The following is a 6,471-nucleotide window of genomic DNA, read 5'->3' as shown; positions in this document are numbered from 1 at the left end:
ACATAAGGGACAGGATAAGGGCTTACAGGGAGGCATTTCCCGGTGCCCTGATATGCTATGCGGTGAAGGCTAACTTCAACCCTGAGGTCATAAAGGTGGCGGGGCAGGAGGGAGCTGGTGCAGATATAGTCTCCGGGGGTGAGCTGATAGCGGCACTCAAGGGAGGGATTGAGCCCGAAAAGATAGTTTATGCGGGTGTAGGAAAGACGGTGCCAGAGTTAGAGTTAGCGGTTGAGAAGGAAATCCTCATGTTCAACGTGGAGTCAAGGGACGAGCTCTTCGTTCTGAACGAGGTGGCTGGAAGGCTCGGCAAGAAGGCGAGGATAGCGATAAGGGTTAACCCCGACGTTGACCCTAAGACCCATCCCTACATATCCACGGGCATGAAGAAGAGCAAGTTCGGTGTTGATTTTGAGACAGCAAAGGAGGAGTACAGGCTCGCCAGAGAGCTTGAGAACATCTCAGTGGTTGGACTTCACTGCCACATTGGCTCCCAGCTCCTTGACGTATCCCCCTACAGGGAAGCTGTTGAAAAGGTGGTGAGCCTCTACAGGGAGCTGAGGGATGAAGGCTTTGAGATACGCTACATTGATATAGGCGGGGGTCTCGGTATAAAGTACAAGCCAGAAGACAGGGAGCCCACACCCCAGGAGCTCGCCGAGGTGGTTTTGCCTCTCCTTGAAGGGGTGGAGGCTGAGCTCATCCTTGAACCGGGAAGGTCAATCACCGGCAACGCCGGTCTCTTGATATCTCAGGTTCAGTTCCTCAAAGACAAGGGGATAAAGCACTTCATCATAGTTGATGCGGGGATGAACGACCTCGTGCGACCTGCCATATACGATGCTTACCACCACGTTGTGCCTGTGGAGAGCAAAAACGCTGAACACATAATAGCGGACATAGTTGGTCCTATATGCGAAACGGGAGATTTCCTCGCCAAGGACAGGAGGATAGAGTGGCTTGAGAGGGGAGACTACATAGCGGTCCTCTCAGCAGGAGCCTACGGCTTTGCGATGGCATCCCACTACAACGTCAGACCGAGACCCGCAGAGGTTTTGGTTGACAGGGGTGAGCACAGGCTGATAAGGGAAAGGGAGGATTACGATTATATACTACGTGAAAAGAGTTATTGAAAAGTAATCCTATCCTGTTATATTTAATAGCATGCTTAAAGAGGACAGGCTTGAGGGTTTCATAGAGAGGTGCAGACAGGCTGGGCTTAAGATAACACCTCAGAGGGTCGCGGTTTACGAGATACTCCTAAACTCACCCCATCACCCTACCGTTGAGGAGATATACGAGGAGGTAAAGAAGAGGTATCCCTTCGTGTCCCTTGCTACCGTTTACAGAACCGTTGAGACCCTTGAGCAGATGGGCTTAGCCAAGAAGGTCTGCTATTGGGGAAGCTCGGCGAGATACGATGCCAATACGGAGGAGCACCACCACCTCATATGCATCCGGTGCGGGGCTATCAAGGATATATACATAGAGGACAGCCTGAGCATACCCAGAGAGCTTGAAGGCTTCAGGACTGAGGGCTACTCGGTCAACATATACGGTCTTTGCCCAAGCTGTAAAGAGGCTCAGCCGGACACGTAAGCACCCATTCCCTTGAACTTCTCCATCCTCTCGGAAAGCAGGGTCTGGGTGTCCTTCTGACACAGCTCCTTCAAACACCTCTTTATATGGTAGGCAACCACTCGGGCAGACCTTCTGTGGTCCCAGTGGGCTGCACCGAAGGGCTCCCTTATTATGCAGTCAACGACCCCGAGCTCATAGAGGTCTCTCGCCGTCAACTTGAGAGCCTTCGCCGCCTCCTTTACCCTGTCCTGTTCCTTCCACAGTATTGCCGCACAGCCCTCAGGTGATATCACAGAGTAGTAGGCGTTCTCCATTATGCATATCCTATCCGCAACGCCAAGAGCTAAGGCTCCTCCCGAACCACCTTCCCCTATCACAACAGCGACGGTTGGAACCTTCAGATAACCCATAGTGAGCATGCTCTCCGCTATAGCCTCCGACTGACCCCTCTCTTCAGCACCAATGCCAGGATATGCCCCCGGAGTGTCTATGAAGGTTATAAGTGGCATCCTGTACCTCTCGGCAAGCTTCATGACCCTGATAGCCTTCCTGTAGCCCTCAGGATGGGGCATACCGAAGTTTCTCTCTATCTTCTCCTGGGTTCCCCTTCCCTTCTCGTGCCCGATGACGGCAACGGGCATGTCCCGGAAGTAGCCAAAGCCAGCCACAACAGCCTTGTCATCGGCAAACCTTCTGTCCCCGTGGAGCTCAATAAAGCCCCTTATCATGAGCTTTATGTAGTCGGTGGTGTGAGGTCTTTTGGGGTGTCTCGCCAGCTGAACCCTGTCCCAGGGGGAGAGGTTGGAGTAAGCCTTTCTCGCCTTCTCCCTGAACTCTCTCTGAAGGCTCCTTAATTCCCCCTCAACATCCCCGTTTCCCGAACGCAAGAGGGCGGAGAGGTTATCTATCTTCTCCTTAAGCTCAAGGAGCCTCTTCTCATACTCAAGGTACATTCTCAAGATTATACATCATGGATGGGGACGTGCATTTATGAGCACGGTATTGTCATATTTTATAAGCGGGTGTATATTAATAGTGGAGGTAAAGAGATGGAGTACACGGAAAGAGAAGCGGAAAGGCTCTTTGAAGAGGCTTACAACCTTCACATGATGGGTGAGATAGACAAGGCTATAGAGCTTTACAAGCAGTCAATAGAGATACAGCCCACCGCCAAGGCTTACACCTTCCTCGGCTGGGCTTACAGCATGAAGAAAGATTATGAAAAGGCTATTGAGTCCTGTAAGAGGGCTATTGAGATTGACCCAGATTTTGGCAACCCCTACAACGACATAGGAGCCTACCTTATAGAGCAGGGTAGGTTTGAGGAGGCAGTGCCCTGGCTAAAGCAAGCAATAGTTGCTAAGAACTACGAGCCGAGGCACTTCCCCCATATGAACCTTGCAAGGGCTTACATGGCTATGGGAAAGCTCTACGATGCCCTTGAGGAGGCAAACAGGGCTTTAGAGATAGAGCCCGACTACAGACCAGCCCACGTAATCAAGCACCAGATCCTCGGTATGCTAAACTGAGTAGCTCTGCGGGCTTTTTTAAGAAAAAGTCGGGCTCAACAGCCCCGTTCTTGACGTAGCCCCAGAGGGCAAGGGCGGTGAAGGTTCCAGCACCTCTGCCAGCCCTTATGTCCGCTTCGGTATCCCCGACCATAAGAGCGGATGAAGGCTTCACACCTATGAACTCAAGAGCTTTCACAACGGGAAGGGGAGAGGGCTTCTTCTCGGAGAAGGTATCACCCCCAACAACGAGGTCAAAGAAATCAAGAAGTCCCAGCCTTCTGAGTATCTCAAGGGAGAGCTCCTCAAGCTTGTTGGTAACAACTACCAGGCTCAAGCCCCCCTCCTTTAGAGACCTCAGAACCTCCTCCACTCCCGGGTAAGGGCGTGTATAGACAACAGGGTTTGAGAGGTAGTGCTTCCTGAAGACCTTAACGTGCTCCTCCCTGAACTCATCTCCGAGGACCCTCTCAAGGAGAAGCCTGACTCCCCCACCTATGAGAGGACGAACATCGGGAGGCATCTTCTCAGAGAGTCCCAGGTCTTCAAGGGTGAGCCTGAGAGCTAGGGCTATATCGTCCGCTGAGTCTATCAGGGTTCCGTCAAGGTCAAAGAGAAAAGCTCTCATGCGCAGCCTTTCTTCTTTATATAGGTGTTCACATCCTCGGTCTTGTAAGCCTGTGTCTTGACGTAATCAATTATGCACACAAGCTGGGAGGGGTAAAGGTAGCCGGGAACCTGAAGTATTATGTTCCCCTCCCTGTCGTAGAAGATCAGGTTCGGGAAGGAGAGGGCGTTCAGGGTCTTTGCAAGCTCGTTCTCTGTAGTCTCAATAATCTTTCCGCCGAAGTTAGCCTTTACCGGCGTATAGCTTTCGTAGAGTATCCTGTAGAGGTCTATGTCCTTTAGGGCTTCCTGCAGGCTCTTTTCGGTCCTTATGTCCCTGTCAAGCTGCTTGCAGTATATACAGCTCTTACTCTCTACGATGAGCAGTGCATACTCCTTCTTGGGAATAAGGACCTTCTCCGACACCCCTTCCTTATCCTGAACTGCAGGTGAGGTGCTCTCCTTTGGAGATTCGCAGGAAAGGAGCAAGCCTCCAAGAGCCACAAGGACTATGAAAAGCCTCAGCATACCAACCTCCAGAATAGAAAGGATAGGCAAAAATCACAGGCTTTCAAGGGCATCCCTTATCCTCTCTATTCCCTTCTCTATGTTCTCCATGCTGGTAGCGTAGGACAGCCTCAGATAGCCTTCAGCACCGAAGGGAGAGCCGGGAACGCAGGCAACCTTAGCCCTTTCAAGGAGAAACTCGGCGAGCTTTACATCGCCCCCCAGACCCTTTGAGTAGTGGGAGAAGTTTGGGAATATATAAAAGGACCCTTCGGGTTTGACGACGCTGACATGAGGTATTGAGGACAGAAGCTCGTAAGCCCTGTCTCTGCGCCTGCGAAACTCAGCCTTCATCTTCTCAACGTACCCCTTTGAGTTCGGGTTCCTGAGAGCCTCAAGGGCTCCATACTGGGCAAAGGTGGTTACGTTTGAAACGGTCTGGCTGTTGAGATTTGCTATTACCCTTGCGTACTCCTCGGGGCAGGCAACGTAACCCACCCTCCAGCCCGTCATTGAGTAGGTTTTAGAGAAGGCGTTCACCGTGAAGGTTATATTCCTTACCTCTTCAGAGAAAGAGGCTACGCTAACAAACTCCCTCTCGTAAACGAAAGCTTCATAACACTCGTCGGATATTATAAAGACCCCCCTATCAAGGCAGAGCTCAGATATCTTCTCAAGCTCCCGGGGCGGATAAACAGCACCCGTTGGGTTGTTGGGGGAGTTTATAACTATAGCCTTGGTCCTTGGGGTTATGTAGCGGGCTATATCCTCAGCTGTGGGAACGAAGCCCCTTTCCTCAGATAGGGGGACTACAACGGGAACACCTCCAAGAAGGCGTATCTGTTCGGGATAGGTCACCCAGTAAGGGGAAAGGAGTAGGACCTCGTCACCTTCGTTGAGTATGCTCATAAATATAAGGAAGAGGACCATCTTGGCGCCCGTGGAGATGACTATCTCCGTAGGCTTGTACTCAACCCCATTCTCCTTGAGGAGCTTCTGGGCAAGTGCCTCCCTTAGCTCCGGTATTCCAGCTGAGGGGGCGTACTTTGTCCTTCCCTCCTTCAGAGCCCTTATACAGGCATCCTTAACGAAGTCGGGAGTATCAAAGTCGGGCTCGCCCGCGCCGAAGCCTATCACGTCAACGCCCTTGCTCCTGAGCTCCTTAGCCTTTGCGGTTATCGTGAGGGTAGCAGATGGCTTGAGCTGTGAAACCCTTTCGGAGAGCATAGGTAAATTATAGCTTACACAAGCCCTTCCTTTACAAGGAGCTCCGCTATCTGGACAGTATTGGTTGCCGCCCCTTTACGGATGTTGTCAGCCACAACCCACATAGCAAGCCCAGGGACAAAGGCTATGTCCTCCCTTATCCTTCCAACAAATACCTCGTCCCTGCCCTGGGCGTCTATAGCCAGGGGGTATTCTCCCTGAGCAGGGCTATCAACCACAACAACCCCCGGAGCCCTGCTGAGGATATCCCGCGCCTTCTCGGGGGATAGAGCCTTGGAAGTCTCCATGTGAACAGCCTCTGAGTGGGAGTAAAAGACTGGAACCCTGACAGCGGTCGCGGAAACCTTTATGTCGGGGTCGTGCATGATCCTGCGGGTCTCGTTGAGCATCTTCATCTCTTCTCTCGTGTAGTCGTTTTCCAAGAAGACGTCTATGTGAGGAACGCAGTTGAAGGCTATCTGCTTGGCTATGTGCTTTGGCTCTGGGATGGGTCTTCCTTCACACCACGCTCTGGTCTGCTCTTCCAGCTCCCTTATCGCCTTCGCTCCAGCACCTGAGACCGACTGGTAGGTTGCAACCACAACCCTCTTTACACCCGCATAGTCGTAGATCGGTTTGAGGGCAACGACCATCTGAATCGTAGAGCAGTTGGGGTTCGCTATTATGCGCTTCTTGTGAAAGTCTTTGACGTCCTCTGGATTTACCTCCGGCACCACGAGGGGAACATCGGGGTCCATCCTCCCGGCGGAGGAGTTGTCAACGACAACAGCACCATCTTGTGCAAACCTCGGAGCGAAGTCTTTACTTATTGAACCCCCCGCTGAGAAGAGGGCTATATCTATCCACTTAAAGGAAGGCTCTTTTGTGAGCGCTCTGACCTCGTGCTCTTTCCCCCTGAAGGTGAGCCTCTGACCCTCCGACCTCTCGCTGGCAAAGAGGACAAGCTCATCAACGGGGAAGTTCCTCTCCTCAAGAACCTTCAGGAAGGTCCTTCCAACCTCTCCGGTGGCTCCAACTATCGCAACCCTGTAGCCCATGGGGA

The 6,471-nt window shown here is 52.2% G+C and carries 8 protein-coding genes; 3 read left to right on the top strand and 5 right to left on the bottom strand.

The window, feature by feature from the left end; all coding sequences use genetic code 11:
• Both lysA and AC1HCM_RS06090 read left to right on the top strand, forming a co-directional pair.
• Positions 1-1,133: diaminopimelate decarboxylase (lysA, locus tag AC1HCM_RS06095; RefSeq protein ID WP_479460879.1), on the top strand; the 1,133-nt coding region annotated here is incomplete at its 5' end.
• A 31-nt stretch (positions 1,134-1,164) separates the two neighbouring features.
• Positions 1,165-1,599 carry a Fur family transcriptional regulator gene (locus AC1HCM_RS06090; protein WP_479460878.1) on the top strand — a complete coding sequence of 145 codons (435 nt, stop codon included), beginning with the start codon at positions 1,165-1,167 and terminating at the stop codon, positions 1,597-1,599.
• On the opposite strand, the gene AC1HCM_RS06085 is transcribed toward AC1HCM_RS06090, so the two are convergent.
• Complete coding sequence (locus tag AC1HCM_RS06085; RefSeq protein WP_479460881.1) at positions 1,584-2,534, bottom strand: acetyl-CoA carboxylase carboxyltransferase subunit alpha; 951 nt, start codon at positions 2,532-2,534, stop codon at positions 1,584-1,586. The two genes, AC1HCM_RS06090 and AC1HCM_RS06085, sit on opposite strands and share 16 nt — an antisense overlap.
• A gap of 96 nt (positions 2,535-2,630) precedes the next feature.
• Between AC1HCM_RS06085 and AC1HCM_RS06080 the strand changes: the two genes are divergently transcribed.
• Positions 2,631-3,110: a tetratricopeptide repeat protein gene (locus tag AC1HCM_RS06080; RefSeq protein WP_479460877.1), complete on the top strand. Its 480-nt coding sequence runs from the start codon at positions 2,631-2,633 to the stop codon at positions 3,108-3,110.
• On the opposite strand, the gene AC1HCM_RS06075 is transcribed toward AC1HCM_RS06080, so the two are convergent.
• Genes AC1HCM_RS06075 through asd form a run of 4 tightly spaced genes read right to left on the bottom strand, consistent with a single transcriptional unit; the run spans position 3,079 to position 6,466 of the window.
• Positions 3,079-3,717, bottom strand: a complete 639-nt coding sequence (locus AC1HCM_RS06075; protein ID WP_479460876.1) for an HAD-IA family hydrolase — start codon at positions 3,715-3,717, stop codon at positions 3,079-3,081. The two genes, AC1HCM_RS06080 and AC1HCM_RS06075, sit on opposite strands and share 32 nt — an antisense overlap.
• Positions 3,714-4,223 carry a thioredoxin family protein gene (locus tag AC1HCM_RS06070; protein ID WP_479460875.1) on the bottom strand — a complete coding sequence of 170 codons (510 nt, stop codon included), beginning with the start codon at positions 4,221-4,223 and terminating at the stop codon, positions 3,714-3,716. The genes AC1HCM_RS06075 and AC1HCM_RS06070 overlap by 4 nt, the downstream gene beginning before the upstream one ends.
• Before the next feature lie 33 nt (positions 4,224-4,256).
• Positions 4,257-5,429 (bottom strand): pyridoxal phosphate-dependent aminotransferase, encoded by a 1,173-nt coding sequence (locus tag AC1HCM_RS06065; protein ID WP_479460874.1) that lies wholly within the window; start codon positions 5,427-5,429, stop codon positions 4,257-4,259.
• Between the two features lie 14 nt (positions 5,430-5,443).
• Complete coding sequence (gene asd, locus AC1HCM_RS06060) at positions 5,444-6,466, bottom strand: aspartate-semialdehyde dehydrogenase (protein ID WP_479460880.1); 1,023 nt, start codon at positions 6,464-6,466, stop codon at positions 5,444-5,446.
• Positions 6,467-6,471: the final 5 nt, after the last annotated feature.

This window comes from Hydrogenivirga sp., from assembly GCF_056450045.1.
Note: the sequence above shows the minus strand (reverse complement) of the source record. Positions and strands in the feature narration are given on the sequence as shown.